At 66.4% G+C, this 20,901-nt stretch carries 21 protein-coding genes and 1 pseudogene; 17 read left to right on the forward strand and 5 right to left on the reverse strand.

Annotation, left to right across the window (positions count from 1 at the left end; genetic code table 11):
- Positions 1-126: 126 nt before the first annotated feature.
- A complete protein-coding gene (locus ACK6C6_RS09175; protein ID WP_409267018.1) occupies positions 127-729 on the forward strand; it encodes a hypothetical protein in 603 nt (200 codons plus the stop codon).
- A 130-nt stretch (positions 730-859) separates the two neighbouring features.
- Positions 860-1,249 carry a hypothetical protein gene (locus ACK6C6_RS09180; protein WP_409267020.1) on the forward strand — a complete coding sequence of 130 codons (390 nt, stop codon included), beginning with the start codon at positions 860-862 and terminating at the stop codon, positions 1,247-1,249.
- Positions 1,250-1,805: 556 nt separating this feature from the next.
- Here ACK6C6_RS09180 and ACK6C6_RS09185 read toward each other — a convergent pair.
- Complete coding sequence (locus ACK6C6_RS09185) at positions 1,806-2,666, reverse strand: pyruvate, water dikinase regulatory protein (RefSeq protein ID WP_209586386.1); 861 nt, start codon at positions 2,664-2,666, stop codon at positions 1,806-1,808.
- 285 nt (positions 2,667-2,951) lie between these two features.
- On the opposite strand from ACK6C6_RS09185, the gene ppsA reads away from it, so the two are divergent.
- Positions 2,952-5,384: a phosphoenolpyruvate synthase gene (gene ppsA / locus ACK6C6_RS09190; RefSeq protein ID WP_409267022.1), complete on the forward strand. Its 2,433-nt coding sequence runs from the start codon at positions 2,952-2,954 to the stop codon at positions 5,382-5,384.
- Positions 5,385-5,477: 93 nt separating this feature from the next.
- On the opposite strand, the gene ACK6C6_RS09195 is transcribed toward ppsA, so the two are convergent.
- Positions 5,478-5,783, reverse strand: a complete 306-nt coding sequence (locus ACK6C6_RS09195) for a hypothetical protein (protein ID WP_409267024.1) — start codon at positions 5,781-5,783, stop codon at positions 5,478-5,480.
- Positions 5,784-6,126: 343 nt separating this feature from the next.
- On the opposite strand from ACK6C6_RS09195, the gene ACK6C6_RS09200 reads away from it, so the two are divergent.
- Genes ACK6C6_RS09200 through ACK6C6_RS09210 form a run of 3 tightly spaced genes read left to right on the forward strand, consistent with a single transcriptional unit; the run spans position 6,127 to position 8,330 of the window.
- A complete protein-coding gene (locus tag ACK6C6_RS09200; protein WP_409267026.1) occupies positions 6,127-6,549 on the forward strand; it encodes an NfeD family protein in 423 nt (140 codons plus the stop codon).
- Between the two features lie 39 nt (positions 6,550-6,588).
- Positions 6,589-7,524 carry an SPFH domain-containing protein gene (locus ACK6C6_RS09205; protein ID WP_409267028.1) on the forward strand — a complete coding sequence of 312 codons (936 nt, stop codon included), beginning with the start codon at positions 6,589-6,591 and terminating at the stop codon, positions 7,522-7,524.
- On the forward strand, positions 7,521-8,330 hold the full coding sequence (locus tag ACK6C6_RS09210; RefSeq protein ID WP_409267029.1) for an SDR family oxidoreductase: 810 nt from the start codon (positions 7,521-7,523) through the stop codon (positions 8,328-8,330). The genes ACK6C6_RS09205 and ACK6C6_RS09210 overlap by 4 nt, the downstream gene beginning before the upstream one ends.
- Before the next feature lie 6 nt (positions 8,331-8,336).
- On the opposite strand, the pseudogene ACK6C6_RS09215 reads toward ACK6C6_RS09210, so the two are convergent.
- A pseudogene (locus tag ACK6C6_RS09215) lies at positions 8,337-8,456 on the reverse strand (hypothetical protein); the annotation flags it as partial.
- A gap of 12 nt (positions 8,457-8,468) precedes the next feature.
- A complete protein-coding gene (locus ACK6C6_RS09220) occupies positions 8,469-8,615 on the reverse strand; it encodes a hypothetical protein (protein ID WP_409267031.1) in 147 nt (48 codons plus the stop codon).
- A gap of 236 nt (positions 8,616-8,851) precedes the next feature.
- Here ACK6C6_RS09220 and ACK6C6_RS09225 point away from each other — a divergent pair, with 236 nt between their 5' ends.
- A complete protein-coding gene (locus tag ACK6C6_RS09225) occupies positions 8,852-9,289 on the forward strand; it encodes a universal stress protein (RefSeq protein WP_209586393.1) in 438 nt (145 codons plus the stop codon).
- A 12-nt stretch (positions 9,290-9,301) separates the two neighbouring features.
- Positions 9,302-9,823, forward strand: a complete 522-nt coding sequence (locus ACK6C6_RS09230; protein ID WP_409267033.1) for a universal stress protein — start codon at positions 9,302-9,304, stop codon at positions 9,821-9,823.
- Here the strand turns inward: ACK6C6_RS09230 and ACK6C6_RS09235 are convergent.
- Positions 9,820-12,588, reverse strand: coding sequence for a bifunctional acetate--CoA ligase family protein/GNAT family N-acetyltransferase (locus ACK6C6_RS09235; protein ID WP_409267035.1), 2,769 nt, complete (start codon positions 12,586-12,588; stop codon positions 9,820-9,822). The genes ACK6C6_RS09230 and ACK6C6_RS09235 overlap by 4 nt on opposite strands.
- A gap of 183 nt (positions 12,589-12,771) precedes the next feature.
- On the opposite strand from ACK6C6_RS09235, the gene ACK6C6_RS09240 reads away from it, so the two are divergent.
- The 9 genes from ACK6C6_RS09240 (at position 12,772) to ACK6C6_RS09280 (ending at position 20,888) form a co-directional block, all read left to right on the forward strand.
- Positions 12,772-13,278: a hypothetical protein gene (locus tag ACK6C6_RS09240; RefSeq protein WP_209586396.1), complete on the forward strand. Its 507-nt coding sequence runs from the start codon at positions 12,772-12,774 to the stop codon at positions 13,276-13,278.
- A complete protein-coding gene (locus ACK6C6_RS09245; protein WP_209586397.1) occupies positions 13,275-14,111 on the forward strand; it encodes a universal stress protein in 837 nt (278 codons plus the stop codon). The genes ACK6C6_RS09240 and ACK6C6_RS09245 overlap by 4 nt, the downstream gene beginning before the upstream one ends.
- 28 nt (positions 14,112-14,139) lie before the next feature.
- Positions 14,140-15,195 carry an NAD(P)-dependent alcohol dehydrogenase gene (locus tag ACK6C6_RS09250; RefSeq protein WP_409267037.1) on the forward strand — a complete coding sequence of 352 codons (1,056 nt, stop codon included), beginning with the start codon at positions 14,140-14,142 and terminating at the stop codon, positions 15,193-15,195.
- A 101-nt stretch (positions 15,196-15,296) separates the two neighbouring features.
- Positions 15,297-16,358 (forward strand): hypothetical protein, encoded by a 1,062-nt coding sequence (locus ACK6C6_RS09255; protein ID WP_409267039.1) that lies wholly within the window; start codon positions 15,297-15,299, stop codon positions 16,356-16,358.
- Positions 16,359-16,672: 314 nt separating this feature from the next.
- Positions 16,673-17,323 (forward strand): thermostable hemolysin, encoded by a 651-nt coding sequence (locus ACK6C6_RS09260; RefSeq protein ID WP_209586400.1) that lies wholly within the window; start codon positions 16,673-16,675, stop codon positions 17,321-17,323.
- On the forward strand, positions 17,268-18,740 hold the full coding sequence (locus ACK6C6_RS09265; protein ID WP_409267040.1) for an AMP-binding protein: 1,473 nt from the start codon (positions 17,268-17,270) through the stop codon (positions 18,738-18,740). Before ACK6C6_RS09260 ends, ACK6C6_RS09265 begins: the two co-directional genes overlap by 56 nt.
- Positions 18,737-19,411, forward strand: coding sequence for a TenA family transcriptional regulator (locus ACK6C6_RS09270; protein ID WP_409267041.1), 675 nt, complete (start codon positions 18,737-18,739; stop codon positions 19,409-19,411). Before ACK6C6_RS09265 ends, ACK6C6_RS09270 begins: the two co-directional genes overlap by 4 nt.
- 1 nt (position 19,412) lies before the next feature.
- A complete protein-coding gene (locus ACK6C6_RS09275) occupies positions 19,413-20,213 on the forward strand; it encodes an SDR family oxidoreductase (protein ID WP_409267042.1) in 801 nt (266 codons plus the stop codon).
- A gap of 24 nt (positions 20,214-20,237) precedes the next feature.
- Positions 20,238-20,888 (forward strand): tetratricopeptide repeat protein, encoded by a 651-nt coding sequence (locus ACK6C6_RS09280; RefSeq protein ID WP_409267043.1) that lies wholly within the window; start codon positions 20,238-20,240, stop codon positions 20,886-20,888.
- Positions 20,889-20,901 lie beyond the last annotated feature (13 nt).

Genomic DNA, 20,901 nt, shown 5'->3' on the forward strand with positions numbered 1-20,901 from the left:
GAACTTCCTGAGCTCGACAAGGGACGTTATCGTCCCCCCCGCGTGCACGACTGCAACGGAGCGGCTCGGCCAAAGGACGGCAATCGGCCAACAGCGGACGATCCACATCTCGAATTTATGACAGACATGCTAGTAAAAGCTACTCTGGCGCTGTGCCTTGCGACGGCATGCGCTTCAACTTTTGCACAGGCTGACCAAGTTGTGTCGTGCAAGCCGTTGGTTCAAGATGCTGTTGCGGATGAAGCCGGCAGTCCATTGCACGCTAAGCCACAGGAGCGAGAATTATGTTTTCCTGGCGATCAAGACTGTTTAGATCGTGGAGGGGTCGCAGCAGAAAATATATGGAAGAGCGCAAATAATCCTGAGCAGGTGAAGAGCGTTTTGCTGGAATACGCCGACTATACAGGGCGAGTATTCGAAGTGGATATACCGAGTAAAGGCGGAAAGATTGTCCGCGTAGAGAGGTTCGTAGGAAATGCCTACTGCGTGCGCGATACGTATTTTCTGTACCAAAAAGACAGTTACCGCTTAATTGATAGTCCTTCACTGGAAGGCCTATCCGCTGAAGCAGGAAACTGTGGCGATGTCGGGATAACGCTCAAAGCGATCGGCGAGCCGCTCCTCGTTACCAAGTTCTACGGCGTTGTGACTGCATACCGATTTGGTGACGATTTTGAGCTGAAAAAGGTGTGCAGTGAACGGTATCGAGCTCCTCGACTAGCACAATGATCATATGTCTGTAATGGGTCGGTATGGTCCTTCGTAACAGTTGGCGATTTTCCGTGCTTGGCAACCTGCTATGCTGAGCTCAACAGCCGGGTTCTGCCAAGAGCCGTAACACCCGTATCTGAGGAAAGACATGTTCAGTCTGCAGAGCATTCAGGCATGGTTTCTTTCTAGACGACCAAAGCCGTCGCGTGAAATACTGGCCGTTGAGTTTGATGACGCACGAGTCAAGGTGCTCGTCATTGGGAGACTTGATCCTGCTTGGAATCAAGAATTCCTGTGGGACGACATCTCGCGCGTTTGTTTCAAGGATGAAGGCCTGTACTCTTCAGACTCGATCATCATCCAACTCCACGGACGAGAGATACCCGTTGTAGTGCCGAGCGAGGCCAAGGGCCGCTCTGATTTCTTTGGAGCGTTGACGGAGCGCGGCTATTTTCCCGAAGAGGTTTGGCGCCGTGCAATGGGGGAGACCGGTGGCGCCGTGCATTGCTGGCCTCCGCTTGAAAGCACAAAGAGCTGATCGTCCGCCCGTTGTCACGGTCCGCTCTGGGTCGCAAGCAGACTGACCAGGTAGGTCGTCTGCCTACTATTAGCAGACCATTGAACTTACTGAACAGGCGGCTCGAAAGATGAAAAGAACTCTTTCGCGACTTACCTTTACTAGCCTTGCGTTAGCCGCAGCAACTACGCTTGCACTACTCTCGGTCAGTGTTGAACGCGTCGGTCCGGAGCAGGTCCAGCATGGAAATCTTTGTGGAGCTCCACGCTTCGAGCCTTGCTATAAGCCTGCACTAAAGGGCGGGTTCCCCATCGGGTATCTGTATGATCAGCCAGGCATTTCCGTCGAGGGAAAGCTCGCGTTCATCGAAGACAAGTTATACATCGGTGCACTGTTGGCTAACATCGCTATCTATTTCGGCGCCCTGACGCTAGTTGGCTGGATTGTCAAACGCCGCCGACCGCGTTGACTGACAATTGAGTCCCGTATTGGACGGAAGGACTGGCTTCCATTAAATGATCGAGAACGGCCAGAAGCGGACGTCACCTTGGCTTGGCTCCACCGTTTTCCCAGACCTTTAATACTCGCGCCGGTCCGGCTTGATCTCTTGCAGAATGGTCGTAGCGATTTCCTCGATCGATTTGGTGGTCGAGGACAGCCAGCGGATACCCTCGCGGCGCATCATCGCTTCCGCCTCGTTCACTTCATAGCGGCAATTCTCGATCGACGCATACTTGCTGCCGGCGCGGCGTTCGTTGCGGATCTGCGAGAGGCGTTCCGGGGTGATGGTCAGCCCGAACAGCTTGGCCTTGAACGGCGGCAGCGAAGAGGGCAACTTGCCGCGCTCGAAGTCGTCGGGGATCAGCGGGTAGTTCGCTGCCTTCAGGCCATATTGCATCGCCAGGTAGAGGCTGGTCGGCGTCTTGCCCGAGCGCGACACCCCGACCAGGATCACATCCGCCTCGGCCAGGTTCTTGTGCGACTGACCGTCGTCATGGGCCAGCGAAAAGTTGATCGCTTCGATCCTGTTCTTGTACTCCTCGGTGTCCACTGCATTGTGGATGCGTCCGATCGTGTGCGTCGACTTGACGCCCAGTTCCTGCTCGAGCGGCGACACGAAGGTCTGGAACAGGTCCATGTGCATGCCGCGCGCGGCCCGGATGATGCTCGACAGGTCATGCTTCACCAGGGTCGAGAACACGATCGGCCGCTGGCCGTCGCGCGCGAAGCTGTCGTTGATGCGGCGCGCGGCCTCGTGGGCCTTCTCGACCGAGTCGATGAAGGGCAGGCGAATCTGGCGGAAACGCATCTCGAACTGGCTCAGCACTGCGTGGCCGAAGGTCTCCGCCGTGATGCCGGTCCCGTCCGAGACGAAGAAGACGGTGCGCGAGGAAGGGGCGGAACCCGGGGTGGGCGAAGCGGTGGTTTCTACGATCATGGTGTCGAAATACTAAGTCATTCTGACAAAGTTGCAGCGAGGTTTGCCGCTCACGCGGTAAAATGCTCGGCAACGGTTCTGCATTGTGCTGCACGACGGCCAGAATAACAAGAACACCCCGTCGTCCCGCACGATGCACCAAAGCGTCTAACAAAACCTTCAGGGCAAGGCGCACCGTCGAAGACAGTACGCCTGTACGGCGAGACGGTGAAACGCAGCCATGGAGGTTTTGTTAGGCGCTTTAGGCAGCCACAAGGTTTCTATCTCAAGTAAGGGTGCATCACCATGACTAACCTGTCTGTAGCAGCATTGAAGGAGCCTGAGCAAGCATCACGGGTCTATGTAGCATCGTTCGAGAACCTGCGCATGACCGACGTCGAGTCGGTCGGCGGCAAGAACGCCTCGCTGGGCGAGATGATCTCGCAGCTGGCCAGCGCCGGCGTGCGCGTGCCGGGCGGCTTCGCCACCACGGCCGACGCCTTCCGCGACTTCCTCGAGCACAGCGACGGTGGCCCGTCACTGGCGCAACGCATCGCCACGCGCCTGGAAGGCCTGGACATCGACGACGTCCGTGCCCTGGCCAGCGCCGGCGCCGAGATCCGCCAGTGGATCGTCGATACCCCGTTCCAGCCGCGCCTGGAGCAGGAAATCCGCGCCTTCTACGAGCGCCTGGTCGCCGATTCCGATACCGAAGTCTCCTTCGCCGTGCGTTCCTCGGCCACCGCCGAAGACTTGCCGGACGCGTCCTTCGCGGGCCAGCAGGAGACCTTCCTGAACGTGGTCGGCATCGACAACGTGCTCGAAGCCATGAAGCATGTCTTCGCCTCCCTCTACAACGACCGCGCGATCTCCTACCGCGTCCACAAGGGCTTCACCCACGCCGAAGTCGCGCTGTCGGCCGGCGTGCAGCGCATGGTCCGTTCGGACACGGGCGCGGCAGGCGTGATGTTCACCATCGATACCGAATCCGGCTTCAAGGACGTGGTCTTCGTCACCTCGAGCTACGGCCTGGGCGAGACGGTGGTGCAGGGCGCCGTGAATCCGGATGAGTTCTATGTCCACAAGCCGATGCTGGCCCAGGGCAAGCTGCCGGTCATCCGCCGCAACATCGGCTCGAAGCTCATCAAGATGGAGTTCACCAGCGAAGCCAAGGCCGGCCGCTCGGTGCGCACCGTCGACGTGCCGATCGAGATGCGCAACCGCTATTCGCTGACCGATGCCGAAGTGGTCGAGCTGGCCAAGTACGCCGTCATCATCGAGAACCACTACGGCCGTCCGATGGACATCGAGTGGGGCAAGGATGGCCGTGACGGCAAGCTGTACATCCTGCAGGCGCGTCCCGAGACCGTGAAGTCGCAGCAGAAGGCCACCGACGCCCAGCAGCGCTTCAGCCTGAAGGGCACCGGCACCGTCTTGACGAGCGGCCGTGCGATCGGCCAGAAGATCGGCGCCGGTCCGGTGCGCGTGATCCACGACCCGAGCGAGATGGAACGCGTGCAGCCGGGCGACGTCCTGGTGGCCGACATGACCGACCCGAACTGGGAACCGGTCATGAAGCGCGCCTCGGCCATCGTCACCAACCGCGGCGGGCGTACCTGCCACGCGGCGATCATCGCGCGCGAGCTGGGCGTGCCGGCCGTGGTCGGCTGCGGCGACGCCACCGAGGCGCTGAAGGACGGCACCTTTGTCACCGTCTCGTGCGCCGAAGGCGACGAGGGCAAGATCTACGACGGCCTGCTGGAAACCGAGATTACCGAAGTCTCGCGCGGCGAGCTGCCGCCGATCCCGACCAAGATCATGCTCAACGTCGGCAACCCGCAGCTGGCCTTCGACTTCCAGTCGGTGCCGAACGGCGGCGTCGGCCTCGCGCGCCTCGAGTTCATCATCAACAACAACATCGGCGTGCACCCGAAGGCCATCCTCGAGTACCCGAACATCGACGTCGACCTGAAAAAGGCGGTCGAATCGGTGGCGCGCGGCCACGCCTCGCCGCGCGCCTTCTATGTCGACAAGCTGGCGGAGGGTGTTGCGACCATCGCCGCGGCCTTCTGGCCCAAGCCGGTGATCGTGCGCCTGTCCGACTTCAAATCGAACGAGTACAAGAAGCTGATCGGCGGTTCGCGCTACGAGCCGGACGAAGAGAACCCGATGCTGGGCTTCCGCGGCGCCGCGCGCTATCTGGCCGAGGACTTCGCCGAGTCCTTCGAGATGGAATGCATGGCCATGAAGCGCGTGCGCGAAGACATGGGCCTGACCAACGTCGAGATCATGATCCCGTTCGTGCGCACCCTGGGCCAGGCCGAGAAGGTCATCGAGCTGCTGGCCAAGTATGGCCTGAAGCGCGGCGAGAACGGCCTGCGCGTCATCATGATGTGCGAAGTGCCGTCCAACGCCATCCTGGCCGAACAGTTCCTGCAGTATTTCGACGGCTTCTCGATCGGCTCGAACGACCTGACCCAGCTCACCCTGGGCCTGGACCGCGACTCCGGCATGGAGCTGCTGGCCAAGGACTTCGACGAGCGCGACCCGGCCGTGAAAGCCATGCTGAGCCTCGCCATCAAGGCCTGCCGCGCCCAGGGCAAGTACATCGGCATCTGCGGCCAGGGGCCGTCGGATAACCCGGACTTCGCCGAGTGGCTGGTGGGCGAGGGCATCGAGTCGATGTCGCTCAATCCGGACTCGGTGATCGAGACCTGGCAGAAGCTGGCCGCGAAGTAAGCAGGCCAGGGCAGTAGCCACAACCCCGCTCGCCGCGCAGGCAGTGGGGTTTTTTCATTCCGCTGCCTTCGCACGGGCTGGCCACACGCCCGCTCAGGCGTGCTTGCCGGCCTTCAGGTGGGCGCGGGCAGCCGAGGCCTTGGCGATCGCGTCCTTCTTGCATGCCGATTTTTCCGCGCCCTTCATGGTCTTGCACGATGCCAGCGCGGCTTTTTCATCGGCCGCGATCCGCTGCTTTTCGGCCTTCATGTCGGCCTTGGCTGTCGCCGGGGCCGGGGCCGTCGCATGGGCGGCGGCGGTGGGCTGGGCGGCCGGATGCGCGGTGGTCTGGGGAGCCGCGAACGCGGCGCTGGACGCCATCAGCAGCATGGCGCTTGCGAACTTGAATGTCGATTTCATGGCTATCTCCGGTTCTGTTCAGGGGTGAGCAAGTCGCTCACCGTCTTAACGCCGGACCGGATGCGGAGTTGACGGACGCCGTGGGTCGCGGCGCCGGTTTAAGCATCGCATAAGGGGCGCTGGATGCGCTCGTTCGTGAGGTCGAAGGCAGTCTTATGCGCAGGCGATAAAGCTCGGGCGGGAAGCTTCCTTTCCAGGACAGACCTGCTACACTGGCATTGATAACTCTTTGCTAGAAAGCACACAATAATCAAGCGCATCGACATCGTTGAGCCCTCGCCGCCTGTCGCAGGCCGCGGGGGTTTTTTACTTTTCTGATCCACCACTTCAAGGAGACACGCCAATGACGGACTGGATGAGCTGGCTGGTAGTGGCCGGCATCCTCGTGATCGCCGAACTGTTCACCGGCACCTTTTATCTCTTGATGATCGCGATCGGCCTGAGCGCCGGCGCGCTGGCCGCCCTGGCGGGCGCCAGCGGCCCGATGCAGACCCTGGCGGCCGCATTGGTCGGCCTGGCCGCAACCGCGCTCCTGCACCGCAGCCGCTTCGGCAAGCCGGCCAAGCTTGAAGCGACACGCGACCGCAACGTCAACCTCGACATCGGGCAGCGCGTCGCCGTAGCGCATTGGGTGGATGGCCGCGCCCGCGTAATGTACCGTGGCGCGCTGTGGGACGTCGAACTCGGCCCCGGCGCGCAGCCTGAAGCAGGGGATTACCGCATCGTCGAAGTGCGTGGCAGTCGCCTGATCCTCGCTAATTCATAAGACCAACTAATAATTTATACTCATCTATAAGGGATGCTCATGGAATTCACGTTCGGCACTGTGGCGCTGGTGTTCTTCATCATTGCGCTGGTATTCATCTTCAAGACCATCAACGTGGTGCCGCAGCAGCACGCGGTGGTGGTCGAACGCCTCGGCAAGTTCCACGCCGTGCTGGCGCCCGGCCTGAACATCGTGGTGCCCTTCATCGACCGCATCGCCTACAAGCACAGCCTCAAGGAGATTCCGCTGGACGTGCCGCCGCAGGTCTGCATCACCAAGGACAACACCCAGCTGCAGGTCGACGGCATCCTGTACTTCCAGGTGACCGACGCCATGCGCGCCTCCTACGGCTCCTCGAACTACATCCAGGCCATCACCCAGCTGGCCCAGACCACGCTGCGCTCCGTGATCGGCAAGATGGAGCTCGACAAGACTTTTGAAGAGCGCGATCACATCAACACCACCATCGTCAACGCGATCGACGAGTCGGCGGCCAACTGGGGCGTCAAGGTGCTGCGCTACGAGATCAAGGACCTGACCCCGCCGGCCGAGATCCTGCACGCGATGCAGCGCCAGATCACCGCCGAGCGCGAGAAGCGCGCCCTGATCGCCGCCTCCGAAGGCCGCCGCCAGGAACAGATCAACATCGCCAGCGGCGAGCGCGAAGCGGCGATTGCCCGTTCCGAGGGCGAGCGCCAGGCCGCGATCAACCGCGCCCAGGGCGAAGCCAGCGCCATCGTCGCCCTCGCCGAAGCGAGCGCCGCCGCGCTGCGCCAGGTGGGCGCCGCGATCCGCGAACCGGGCGGCATGGACGCGGTCAACCTGCGCGTGGCCGAGCACTACGTCGACGCCTTCGGCAAGCTCGCGAAGACCAACAATTCGCTGATCGTCCCGGCTAACATGGGCGACATGAGCAGCGTGATCGCCAGCGCGCTGCAGATCGTGAAGTCGCAGCAACCGGACATCCTCCGATGACGCGCGTGGTGGTCATCACCGGCGCCTCGGATGGCATCGGCGCCGAGATCGCGCGCCAGCTGGCGGCAAAAGAAGGCGCGAGCGTGGCCTTGGTGCTGGCGGCGCGAAACGCGGCCCAGCTCGACACGGTGGCGGGAGAATGCGCCGCGCTGGGCGCGCAGACGCTGGTGGTGCTGACCGACGTCGGCGTGCAGATCCAGTGCCGGCGGCTGGTGGTCAGCGCCGTCGAGCACTTCGGGCGCATCGACGTCCTGGTCAACAACGCCGGCCGCTCGGCCCATGCGCTGTTCGAGGAAGTCGAGGACCTGTCCTGGTACGAGGAGCTGATGCGCGTGAACCTGTGGGGCGCGGTCTGGTGCACCCAGGCCGCGCTGCCGGCGCTGAAGGCCTCGAGGGGCCGCATCGTTGCGGTGTCCTCGCTGGCCGGCCTGGTCGGCGTGCCGGGGCGCACCGCCTACAGCGCCACCAAGTTCGCCATGACCGGCTTCTTTGAAGCGCTGCGCGCCGAAGTCAAGGGCCATGGCGTGTCCGTGACCACCGCCTATCCGGGCGTGGTGGCGACCAGGATCCGCTACCGCGGCTTCAATGCGCAAGGCGAGCCGATGGGCGCGAGCGCATTGAATGAGGAGGGCGCGATGAGCGTGGAAGAATGCGCGCGCCTCATCATCGACGGGATGGAGGCGCGCCGGCGCGAAGTTGTCATGACGGCCAAGGGCAGGCTCGGGCGCTTCCTCAAGCTGATCGCGCCCGGCCTGGTGGAAAAGATGGCGCTGGCCGCCCTCAAGGAGGACGTCCGGCCCCGTTGAAGCATCTTAGTCGTCTTCGCCGGCCACATGCGGCCCGGCGCGTCGGATGGTGAGCTGTCGATGTACCGTCGTGCTTGCGCCACGACTGTCGGTGACGGTCAAGCTGACGAGGTATCTCCCTGGCGCGCTATAGGCATGCTAGCCGCTCGCATTCCCCGCGCCATTGCGCTCGCTTACGACAGCGGCATCCTTGCTTCCATCGCCCCATGTCCACGTCGCCTTGTGGATGTCACCCAGCTTGGCTTCCTTGAAGGCGGCGGAAAAGCTCGACAGCGCCTGCGCCACGATCGCGCCATTGTCCGATATGGCGAGCGCGTTCCGCAGTACCAGTGCCGGACGATCTGCGCGTAGGAAGGATCGATAGCGCCGCAGTACTGAACCCGGAAGTTCTTGATCTGCGTCAAAGAAACTGCGAGCCCGGGAGAGCAGACTGGCACCGATTCTCTCAAACGGCAAGCGCCTGATTGGTGCCGAATGTCCTGACCGGTACAGACCTGTAGGGCTTAGTGATGGAGGTTGCCATGTACCAGCGTATCCTGCTCCCGACCGACGGTTCGGAGGCATCCCAGCGTGCTATCCGGGCCGGCGTCGACTTCGCCAAGAGTCTGGGCGCCGAGGTGGTCGGCATGACCGCCACGCCCGAATTCCATACCTTCACCGCCAATGCCGAGATGATGGAGCAAACCCGCGACCAGTATCTCGCATCCAGCAGGGCGCACGGGCAGCGCCTCCTGGACGAGGTGGCGGCGCTGGCGCGCGATGCGGGTGTGCCCTGCAGCTGCGTGCAAGTCGTCTCCGACGAGCCGTACGAAGCCATTATCGCCACGGCGCGCGAACGGCTCTGCGACCTGATCGTGATGGCATCGCATGGGCACAAGGGCATCAAGGGACTGCTGCTGGGCAGCGAAACACAGAAAGTGCTGGTCCACAGCCTGATTCCGGTGCTGGTGCACCGCTAGGCGCGCGGGAGAATGGCATTCATGTACAAACGCATCCTGGTGCCGACCGACGGCTCGGCGGTCGCCGAGGCGGCCGCCGACACCGCCATCGATCTTGCGCGTGCGTGCGGCAGCGAGATCGTCGCGCTGTGCGTCGCCCTTCCCGAGCCGGTCCTGCAGGCGCTCGAAGGTTCGATGACCTACGATCCGGGCGCGCGGGCCGACGTGCTGCTGGAGCATGCCACCCACTATGTCGATGCCATCGCCGCGCGCGCACAAGCGGCCGGCGTGCCTTGCACGAAAGTGACGACCAATGCGCTCGACGTGGCCGAGGCGATCGCCGACGCGGCGCGCCAGCACGGTTGCGACCTGATCGCGATGGGATCGCACGGGCGGCGCGGGATCAGCCGCTTGCTGGCCGGCAGCGTCACGCAGGCGGTGCTCGCCTATGCGCCGGTCCCGGTGATGGTGCTGCGCCCGGTGGCTGGCGACGTCCGGGCCCCGGCGTATGCGCAGGCGCTGGCGAGGGCCTGGCCAGCCAGGGATCCCGACTAGGGGCGCCGGTGCAGCGTGGGGCAGCGGGAGTCCGCGCCCACGTTCTCCGATAGCGGGTGTTCCCGCGGGGAGGGCGAAGGATGCCCGTGCTCACGAGGCCGCCGCATGCGCACCATGCCGTCGGCGGCGCCCTCCAGCGCGAAGCCGAGGCCGGCGGCAAGCCTGTGCATCCGCGTGTTTTCCGGGAGCGCGAGGCCTTCGAGGAGCGGCACGCCGCGCGCGTCGCAGTAATCGAGCAGGCTGGACAACAGGATCAGCCCCAGCCCGCATCCTTGCAGGTCCGATCGCACTGTCACGGCGAATTCGCCGCGCAGGTCGTCCGGGTCGAATACGACGCGCGCCACGCCCAGCGTCTCGCTGCCGGCCGGCCCGGCGCGGGTGGCGATCAAGGCCATTTCGCGTGCGTAGTCGATCTGCGTGAAGCGCGCCAGCTGTTGCGGCGAGAGTTCGCGCATCATGCCGAACATGCGCATGTGCACGTCCTCGGGGCTCAAGGCCTTGAAGAAGTCCACATGCGCAGCCGCGTCCTCGGGCCGGATCGGGCGGATCGTCAGCGGCCCGATGCTGCTGGTGACCTGGCGTTCGAGGTGTTCCGGGTAGGGCAGGATCGCCAGCCGTGCATGGCCGTCGCGGCCCGGCGGCACCGGTTCCAGCCGCATGCGGGCGTCGAGCGCCACCACGCCGCCGGCGTCCGCCAGCAGTGGATTGATGTCGAGCTCGACGAGCTCGGGCAGGTCGGCCGCCATCTGTCCGACGCGCACCAGCACGTCGCACAGGGCGTCCAGGTCGGCCGGGGGCAGGTTGCGGTAGCCGGCCAGCAGCCGCGCCACCCGGGTGCGCTTGACGAGGTCGGCGGCCAGTACCCGGTTCAGCGGCGGCAGCCCGACCGCCTGGTCGGCCGTGACCTCGACCGCGATGCCGCCATGGCCGAACAACACCACCGGACCGAATACCGGATCGGTGGTGATGCCGACGATCAGTTCCAAGGCCTGCGGCCTGCGCGCCATGGCCTGCACCGTAAAGCCGGCCAGCCGCGCCTGCGGGCGCAGGCCGGCTACACGCAGGAGCATCGCATCGAGCGCCGCGGACAAGGCGTCTTCGTCGTCCAGGTCCAGGACGACGCCGCCGACCTCGGTCTTATGCGCCAGGTCCGGGGACTGGATCTTGAGCGCGACGGGAAAGCCGATGCGGCGCGCCGCCGCCAGCGCAGCGTCCCGGTCCGCGACGCTCTCCGTGGGCACCACGAGAATGCCGTACGCAGCCAGCAGGCGTTTGGTGTCGGTCTCGCCGATCTCCCTTGCTCCACCGGCCAGCAGGGCCTCGACCTGGGACCTTGCCGCATCGCGGTCCGGTACCGTCAGCCCCCCCGGGCCCGGCGCCTGCACCAGGACTTCGCTGTTGCGCCGGTAGTCGACCAGTTGCTGGAAGCCCTTGACCGCTTCCTCCGGCGTGTCGAACACAGGCACGCCCGCCTCGATGCACAGGTGGCGCGCACCGGCCACGCTCGGCCCGCCCAGCCAGCAGCACAGCACCGGACGGCGGCTGCCGTTGATGAGCGGCAGCACGGCGGCGGCGATCTCGCTGCTAGACACGATGGCGGTCGGCGCATGGATCAGCAGCACCCCGTCGACCTCTGGCGCATCCAGCAGCGCGGACAGCGCGTGGCGATATCGTTCGGCAGGGGCATCGCCGACGATGTCGACCGGGTTGCCGTGCGACCACAGCGGGGGCAGGCCTTCGTCCAGGCGTGCCACGGTATCTGGTGCGAGCCGGGCCGGCACGCCGCCCTCGTCCAGCAGGGCGTCGGTCGCCATCACGCCCGGCCCGCCGCCGTTGGTGAGGATGGCCAGCCGTTCGCCACGTGGAGGCCGGGTGCGGGCCAGGGTCGCGACCGCGTCGAACAGCTCGGCCGTCGTGTAGACCCTCAGCATGCCGGCGCGGCGGATGGCTGCGTCGTATACCAGGTCGGATCCGGCCAGCGCGCCGGTATGACTGAAGGCGGCGCGCGCCGCGTCGGCGCCGCGGCCCGACTTGACGATCAGGGTGGGCTTGGCGCGCGCCGCTCCGCGCGCCGCGCTCATGAACTTGCGGGCCTGGCGCACGCTCTCGGCGTACAGCAGGATGGCATCGGTGCCCGCATCGCCGGCCAGCCAGTCGAGCAGGTCGCCGAAATCGATGTCGCTGCCGTCTCCCAGCGAGACGAAACAGGAAAAGCCGATGCGGCGGACCGCCGCCCAGTCGAGCACGGCGGTGACCAGGGCGCCGGACTGCGCCACGAAGGCCAGCCGCCCGGGGAGCGCCGCGGCGGGCGCGAAGCTGGCGTTCAGGCCGATGCCCGGCACCAGCAGGCCGACGCAGTTCGGCCCGAGGATGCGCAGCAGCCACGGTCGGGCGGCGTCGAGCATGGCCTGGCGCAAGCTTCGCCCCGGATCGCCTTCGGTTGCGGGGGCGTCCAGGCCGGCGCTGATGACGATGACGGCGCGGCAGCCGGCCGCGCCGAGTTCGCGTATCAGGCCGGGTACGGTAGCGGCCGGTGTGCAGATCACGGCCAGCTCCGGTACGGCCGGCAGGTCGGCGACGCTGCGCCATGCCTGCTGCCCGCCAACCCGGGCATGGCGCCGGTTCACGGGCCACAGCGGCCCGCGGAAACCGCCGGCGACGAGGTTGTTCCACACAGTGGCGCCGACGCTGCCCGCACGGTCGGAAGCGCCGAGCACGGCCACGGACGCGGGCGCGAACAGGTGATTCAGGTTGCGGATGCTCATGGATGCTCCTGCCGGTTGCCGCCAAGCGCCCCAAGCCTGTCGAGGCTGGATGACCCCTTCTTTGACCGTCGAACGCATGCGGCCTTGCAGCGATTTTAGCCCATTTGATCTGCATCAAATACAGGGCAGGGGGGAAAGAGCGAGACTGCCACCTCTACCCCGGTCAACATCGAAGGTGTCATCATGCTTGCCTCGTCAGCGCCCGCGCCGGGCGCCCACACCATCGTGCGCGCACTGGCGCATGCGCGCAAGCTGCTGCTGGCGCAGGTCCGCACCGTTGCGGGCGAGTCCGACGAACGTTTTCCTGCCGCGTTCGTGCACCTGAGCGCTGCCGTCGAAGCCGCCTTCCGTCGCGAGGAGGCGCTGATGGACGCGACCGGGTTCTCCGGGGTGCACGAGCAGCGCCGCGACAATGCCCTGCTGCTCAACGCCCTGCATCACGCGGTGCCCCTGGTGGAAGCCGGCGACCTTTGCGTCGGCCGGGCGGTCGTGGCTGCCTTGCCGGATTTGCTGTCGCTGCACCGCTTCTGCGGCCTGCGCGTGCTGGCCACGGCGCGCGGCGCGGTGCTGGCCCTGCGCCGGGGACGTGCTCCGGTCCCGCTCGCGGGACGCGCCGCGGCGCGTCTGGCGGCACGCCGCCAGCGCCAGGCCGAGTTTCCGATGTCACTGCCAACGGGAGAAGACCGATGAGCTACAGGACCATTCTCGTACATGCCGACGAGTCGCGCCATGCCGCGCAGCGCATCCGGCTCGCGGCCAGGCTGGCTGCGGAGCACGAGGCGCACCTGATCGGCGTCGCCGCCATCGGCGTCTCGCGCGAGGTCTTCCCGCACGGCTACCCTGCGGCGCCGGGCAGCCTCGAAGCCAGCTATTTCGGCCCCCTGAACGAGTCAGCAGCGCGTGCGCTCGACAGATTCGGCGTGCTCGCCGGCGAGGCCGGCGTCGCGTTCGAGAAGCGCCTGGTCTGCGACCTCGCCAGCGAGGCCCTGGCGCGGATGGGACGCTTTGCCGACCTGGTCGTCGTCAACCAGGACGACCTGACGGAGGCCCTGGCCGAAACCGTCGGGCGTATTCCCGAGTACGTGGCCTTCACTTGCGCCCGCCCGGTGCTGGTCGTTCCCTGCGCGCCGGTGACGCATTTCATGGGGCGGCATGTCCTGGCCGCCTGGAATGGCAGCAAGGAAGCATCGGCCGCACTGCTGGCCGCGGTGCCGCTGATGCGGCGCGCGGTGCGCGTGACGGTCGTTTCCTTCCGCTCGCCCGGCAACACCGACCTGGAAGACGCACAGCAGAGGGCCGACCTGACCGCTTTCCTTGCGCGCCACGAGGTCCAGGCCGAGATCATTGCCTTCAACCGCCATATCGATGGCGGGCAGGCCCTGCTCACGCTGGCCAACCAGGAGGCCTACGATGTGCTCGTCATCGGATGCTACGGACACTCGCAGTTTCGCGAACTGTTCCTCGGCGGCGTCACCAGGAAGGTGCTGCAGGAGGCGACCATGGCCGTGCTGATGGCGCGCTGAGCGTCTCTTCCTACCAACAGGAGCTTCCATGGAAACGATGAAAGCGGCAGTATTTACCGGCCCCGGTCGGATCGCGCTCGAGCGCAAGCCGGTGCCGCAGGCCGGGCCCGGCGAAGCCATCGTCAAGGTGACGATGACGACCATTTGCGGGACCGACGTGCATATCCTGAAAGGCGAGTATCCGGTCGAGCCCGGTCTGACCATTGGACACGAACCCGTTGGCGTCATCGCCGAGCTCGGCGCGGGTGTCGAGGGCTATACGCTCGGGCAACGTGTCGTGGTCGGCGCGATCACACCCTGCGGCCAGTGCCACGCCTGCCTGGAAGCGCACCAGTCGCAGTGCGGGGGGCGTGCAATGGGTGGCTGGCGCTTTGGCAACACCATCGACGGTTGCCAGGCCGAGTACGTGCGGGTGCCGTTCGCGGCAGCGAACCTGGCCCCGGTCCCGGATGGGCTCAGCGACGAGCAGGTGCTGATGTGCCCCGATATCATGAGCACCGGCTTCGGCGGTGCCGAGAACGGCGCGATCCGCATCGGCGATACGGTGGCGGTGTTCGCCCAGGGACCGATCGGCCTGTGCGCCACCGCCGGCGCGCGGCTGCGCGGCGCCAGCCGCATCATCGCGGTCGACACCGTGCCGGCGCGGCTCGAGATGGCCAAACGGCTGGGCGCGGACCATGTCATCGATTACCGGCAGACCGATCCGGTCCAGACCATCCTCGAACTCACCGACGGCCAGGGCGCGGACGTCACGATCGAGGCCCTGGGCACCCAGCAGACCTTCGAAAGCTGCCTGCGCGCACTGCGCCCCGGCGGCACCCTGTCGAGCCTGGGTGTGTATTCAGGCAAGCTGGGGCTGCCGGTCGACGGCTTCGCCGCCGGCCTGGGCGACCACAAGCTGATCACGACGCTGTGCCCGGGCGGCAAGCACCGCATGCGGCGGCTGATGAACATCGTGGCCTCGGGCCGGGTCGATTTGCGGCCGCTGGTCACGCACCGCTTCCCCCTCGAGCGTATCGAGGAAGCATATGAGCTGTTCGCCAACCAGCGCGACGGCGTGCTGAAGGTGGCGATCGTGCCCTGAATGGAACTGGATGCGGCACGCAGGCGCGTGCGGCGCTCCAGGGTCCGCCGATGTCAGAATGGATTCGACTGCGGCGTGAAGACCGCCGCCAGGGGGCGAGGATGAACAGGCACGTGTGTCGCGCCGGCTTGGCGGCGCTGCTGGCCATGCTGGCGCCGATTGCCGCTGCGGTCCCGGAATATTTCTCGACGTCGCCGGCGGGCAGCAAGTATGCGCGTGCGCTTGCGCTCAACAACCAGGGACATTTCGCGGTCAACAGCTACGGACCCGAGACCCCGTACCAGGGCGCCGGAATTATCCGCTGGCCTTTCGGGGAATCGGTCGGCGGCCTCGGCGGCTACGTCACGCAGGTCCGCGCCCTGAACGACCTCGACGAGGCGGTCGGGATCTCGACCACGGCCACGGGCGAAGTTCACTCTTTCTTCTATTCCGACGGGCGGATGGTGGACCTGACGACCCGCTATGGCCTGCAGGATGTGCGCGACATCAACAACCGGGGTGAGATCGCCGCCCGCAGCGCGGACTTCCGCGCCGCCATACTCAGGGACGGCGTGGTGCACGTCCTGGAGCCCGACAACAGCGGGGCCGGCGACTTGAACGAGCGCGGCGAGCTGCTGGTCGGCTACTACGATTACGACTACGGCTACGTCCCGCGCACGGCGGTGTACAGCGACGGGGTCCTGTCCGAGCTGCCGCTCTTCGGAGGAAAGCCGGTGATCGGCCAGGCCATCAACGACGCCGGCTGGGTGACCGGCTCCGTCACGGGCGCCAACGGCCGCACCCACGCTTTCCTGTGGGATGGCGACACCTTCACCAACCTGACGCCCTGGGCGGCGAACAGCTTCGGCTACGACATCAACAACCGCGGCCAGGTCGTCGGCGTCACGGACGGTCGCCCCTTCCTGTATGCCGATGGCGAACTGATCGACCCGAACACCCTCATCGACCCCGACGCCGACCTGTTGCTGGTCTCGGCCGACGAAATCAACGATCGTGGCCAGATCCTGGCCCACTCCTGCGACCGGGCAGGCGTGTTCTGCTACGGCTCCACGCTGCTGACGCCGGTGCCCGGGGTGCCGGAGCCTGCGCACTTCGCGATGCTGGCGATGGGCCTGGCGCTCGTCTGGGCACAAGGGCGACGCGCCGCAGCCTCCCATCCTTGAAGACATCGCCAAGGAGGTAATGCTGTTCAGTTAAAGGTTCGTAGGGTGGACGGCTTTGCCTTCCGCGCGTCCAAATCACGGTCGAAACCCCGCTCCAGACCGATCAACGTGTAGTTGAACGCGCGGACGGGGGACCCGTCCACCCTACGAAGAGCACCTCCCGACGCTTGACTGAACCGCATGATCGCCATGCGAGTATTTGTTGCTGTTTGTCATGATTGCAGCGAACTTTCCTGCACTGCAGTTCGCTTAATCTGGGTTTAATGTTCGCTGCATAGGCTTGCACCATTGAAACAGCAGCAAGCAGGCCACGCATGATGAACATCCTTGAACCACCGGCAGGCAATGCCCTGCCGCCGCGCCTGCCGCGCCGGCCCCGAACGAGCCTCGCATGCTACGAACGGGGCGATCCGGGACGCGCGCAGCTCGAGGCCTTCATCGCTGCCGCCTTCCTGAAGAACTACGGCGCGCATATCGCCCACTTCAGCGACACCCTGGTGGGCTGCCGCGATGCCGAGGGCGCCTGGACGGCCGCGCTGGGCTATTCGCTGGCCGGACCCCATCCGCTCTTCCTCGAGCATTACCTGGACGGTCCGATCGAAGCGGAGATCGGCGCGCGCCTCGGCCGTCCGGTCGCGCGCACCGACATCGTCGAGGTCGGGAACCTGGCGGCGCTGCATCCGGGCGCGGCGCGCGCCCTGATCGTCGGCACCACCAGCCTGCTGCACGGGCTCGGCCTGCGCGTGGTGGCCTTCACCGCCACCACCAGCCTGCTCAACTCCTTCAGCCGCCTCCAGCTGCGCCCGCAGGTGCTGGCTTGCGCCGATCCGGCGCGCCTGCCCGACGGCGGCAGCCAGTGGGGCAGCTACTACGACACCCACCCACAAGTCATGTTTGGCGACATTCAATATGGATATTCAGAACTTGCTCGACTCGCTACCCGACCACGCGATCCTGCTGAGTGACGGCGAGCGCGGGCTCGACCGCGCCGCGCTTGCGCAGGGCATCGCGCGCATCGGCGCCGCGCTCGGCGCGCGCGCCCGGCCCCGGGCCCCGGTGGGCATCCTGGCCGACAATTCGCCCGAGTGGCTGATGGTCGACCTTGCCACGCAGGCGCTTGGCCTCACCCTGGTGCCGCTGCCCCTGTTCTTCACCCCGCAGCAGTGGACGCACGTCGTGGCCGAGAGCGGCATCGGCGCGCTGTTCTGCGCCGATCCAGGGCAGGGCGCGGCGCTTGGCTTCGACACGGTGCGCGATACCGGCGGCCCGCTGGTGCTGTGCGAAAGCAGCCGCGCGCCGCGCGCCGCGCCGCTCGACGGCGTGCAGAAGCTGACCTTCACCTCCGGCACCACCTCGGCGCCGAAGGGCGTGTGCCTGTCCGCCGGGCAGCAATGGGAGGTGGCGCGCGCCCTGCGCGACGGCGTCGCGCCGCTGGGACTGGAACGCCACCTGTGCCTGCTGCCGTTTGCGGTGCTGCTGGAGAACCTGGCCGGCCCGTATACCGCCTTGCTCAGCGGCGCCACCACGATCTGTCCGCCCTTGCGGGAGACCGGGATGCGCGGCGCCAGCGGCTTCGATGCCGGCGCCTGCCTCGATGCGATCGCGCGCCATGCGCCGCACAGCATCACGCTGGTGCCGCAGATGCTGGGGGCGCTGGTGGCCGCCAGCGAGCCCGGCGACCGGCGCATCGCCAGCCTGCGTTTCGTCGCGGTCGGCGGCGGCAAGATGCCGCCGCAGCTGATCGAGGCCGCCCGTGCGCGCGGCTTCCCGGTGTTCGAGGGCTACGGGCTGTCGGAGTGCGCGTCGGTAGTGGCGCTGAACCTGCCGGGTGCGCAGCGCGACGGCAGCGTCGGCCGCCCGCTGGCGCACCGGCGCGTCGCCATCGCCGCCGACGGCGAGATCCTGGTCGAGGATTGCGCCGCGCGCTACCTGGGCCAGCCGGTGCAGGTCGATCCCTGGCTGGCGACCGGGGACCTGGGGCACCTCGACGCGGACGGCTTCCTGTTCGTCGACGGCCGCAAGAAGGACATCCTGATCACCGGCTACGGCCGTAACGTCTCCCCCGAGTGGCCGGAGGCGGTGCTGCTCGGCACCGGCCTGTTCGCCCAGGCCATGGTGCTCGGCGAGGCCCAGCCTTATTTGGGCGCGCTGCTGGTGCCTGCCCGCCCCGGCTTGAGCCCGGCGCAGCTGCAGGAGGCCGTCGACCGCGCCAACGCGCAGCTGCCGGACTACGCGCAGGTCCGGCGCTGGCGCCTCGTGCCGCCATTTTCGCCGGCGGCGGGCCTGCTTACCCCCAACGGGCGCCTGCGCCGCGCCGCGATCCGCGCCGCCCACGCGCACGACATCGCATCCCTGTTCGATCAACCGGAGTATTCAACGTGAACTTTTTCGACCAACTGCAATCCGCCACCCTGGCCGAGCGCCAGGAGATGTTTTCCATCCCGATCATCCAGGACGCGCTCCAGGGCCAGGTGGTGATCTCCCAGTACATCGCCTTCCTGTCGCAGGCCTACCACCACGTGAAGCACACGGTGCCGCTCCTGATGGCCTGCGGCAGCCGCCTCGGCGAGCGCCATGAATGGCTGCGCGAGGCAATCGCCGAATATATCGAGGAGGAAGTCGGCCACCAGGAATGGATCCTGTCCGACATCCGCGCCTGCGGCGGCGACGCCGAGGCGGTGCGCCGCGCCCGTCCGCACCCGAGCACCGAGCTGATGGTGGCCTATGCCTACCACCAGGTGGACCGCGGCAACCCGGTCGGCTTCTTCGGGATGGTGCACGTGCTGGAAGGAACCAGCACCGCGCTGGCCACCCACGCAGCGGGCACGATCCAGACCGCGCTGTCGCTGCCGCCGGAAGCCTTCAGTTACCTGAGTTCGCACGGTAGCCTGGACCTCGAGCACGTGGCCTTCTTCGAAACGTTGATGAACCGGCTCGAGGACAAGGCCGACCGTGCGGCGGTGGTCCACATGGCGCGCATGATGTACGCGCTGTACGGCAACGTGTTCCGCAGCCTGCCGCGCGGCGAGGCGCTGTTCGGGAAGGCGGCCTGAGATGGCGCGGTCACCGCAACCCGGGCGCTACCGCGCCGTCCTCACCGGCGCCAGCGGCGGCATCGGCGCCGCGATCGCTGCCCGCCTGGCACCGCAGTGCGCGCTCCTGATCCTGGTGGGACGCCAGCGCCAGGCGCTCGAGACCCTGGCGGCGCAGCTGCGCGGCTGCGACGTCCAGATCGTCTGCGGCGACCTGTGCGATCCCCATACCGCGAGCGCCATCGTCGCCACCGCGCGCGCCAGCGGCGGGATCGACCTGTTGATCAACAACGCCGGCGTGAGCGGCTTCCACGCCTTCGAGACCCAGGATCCCGCCGCCATCCGCGCCCAGGTCGAGACCAACCTGCTGGCGCCGATGCTGCTCACGCGCGAACTGTTGCCGCTGCTGGGTGCGGCGCCGCGGGCCCAGGTGATCAACATCGGTTCGGTGTTCGGCGCGCTCGGCTTTCCGGGCTTCGCCGCCTACGGCGCCGCCAAGGCCGGCCTGGCCGGCTTTTCGCAAGCGCTGCGGCGCGAGTACGCCGATTCGACGGTCACGGTGCGCCATTTCTCGCCGCGCGCCACCCGCACCGCGATCAACAGCGCCGCTGTCAACGACATGAACCAGGCCTTGCGCACCGCGCAGGATTCGCCCGAAGCGGTGGCGGATGCCTTCATGGCCTTCCTCGCGGGCAGTGCCGCGACCCGTACCCTGGGCGCGGCGGAACGCTTCTTCGTCCTGGTTAACAAGCTGCTGCCCGGCATACCCGACAAGGCGATCCGCAAGCAGCTGGTCCAGATTCGAAAATACTTGCCCCGATAACATAAGCGAAGTACAAAGGAGAAGATGATGAACACCGTATATCGATGGATCGCGGCCTTCGCGGCCGCCGCGCTGCTGGCCGGCAGTGCCTGGGCCGGACCGGCCGAGGATGTCGCGCGCATGCAGCAGGGCTGGGAACAGATCAAGTATGGAACGCCCGCAACGCGCCAGGAAGCCGAGTTCGCGCGCCTGCTGGCCGACAGCGAGCAGATGGCGGCGCGCAATCTCGGCAATGCCGACGTGCTGATCTGGTACGCGATCGTCGAGTCCACCTATGCCGGCGCCAAGGGCGGCCTCGGCGCGTTAAAGTACGTCAAGAACGCGAGGAAGTCGCTGGAACAGGCGCTGGCGCTCGATCCGAACGCGCTCAACGGCTCGGCCTACACCAGCCTCGGTTCGCTGTATTACCAGGTGCCGGGCTGGCCGATCGGCTTCGGCGACAAGACCAAGGCGGAGGAGTTCCTCAAGAAAGGCCTGGCGGTGAATCCGGACGGGATCGATCCGAACTATTTTTACGGCGACTACCTGCTGCGCCAGGGCGACTACAGCGGCGCCGAGCGGTACCTACGCAAGGCCTTGCAGGCGCCGGCGCGCCCGGGCCGCAAGGTGGCCGACGAGGGCCGGCGCGGGGAAATCAGGGAGTTGTTGAACAAGATTGCGGAAGGGAAGAAGTGACTGATACACGGGA

Source organism: Massilia sp. BHUDP2 (genome assembly GCF_046236355.1).
Classification (GTDB): Bacteria; Pseudomonadota; Gammaproteobacteria; order Burkholderiales; family Burkholderiaceae_D; genus Telluria; species Telluria varians.